This window comes from Hymenobacter agri, from assembly GCF_054778495.1.
Genome location: NZ_BAAGZM010001286.1, coordinates 1 through 556, shown reverse-complemented (window position 1 = coordinate 556; position 556 = coordinate 1). Strand labels below are relative to the sequence as shown.

Below are 556 nucleotides of genomic sequence, written 5' to 3'. Positions count from 1 at the left end.
TCACGGGCACCAACCTGACGGGCGCTACGGCCGTGAGCTTCAACGGCACAGCCGCCACCTTCACGGTGAATTCGGCGACCCAGATTACGGCCACCGTGCCGGCCGGCGCCACCACGGGCCCGGTGACGGTGACCACGCCGGCCGGAGCCAGCAACGGGCTGACCTTCACGGTGACCACTCCCGCCCCGGTAATTTCCAGCCTGAGCCCAACCAGCGGCACGGTGGGCACGTCGGTGGTGATAACCGGTACCGGCTTCACCGGGGCTACGGCGGTGAGCTTCAATGGCACGGCCGCGACCTTCACCGTGAACTCGGGCACGCAGATTACGGCTACGGTGCCCCCCGGCACCATCACGGGCAACGTGACCGTAACTACGCCCGGCGGCACCAGCAATGCGGTGCCGTTTACGGTGCTGCCGCCTGCGCCCACCCTCAGCAGCTTGAGCCCCAACAGCGGCACGGTGGGCACCAGCGTCATCATCACGGGCACCAACCTGACGGGCGCTACGGCCGTGAGCTTCAACGGCACAGCCGCCACCTTCACGGTGAATTCGGC

1 protein-coding gene is annotated in these 556 nt (G+C 68.0%); it reads left to right on the top strand.

Annotation, left to right across the window (positions count from 1 at the left end; all coding sequences use genetic code 11):
- The coding region (locus ACYVDE_RS25835) for an IPT/TIG domain-containing protein (protein ID WP_460504358.1) at positions 1-556 on the top strand (556 nt) is incomplete at both ends.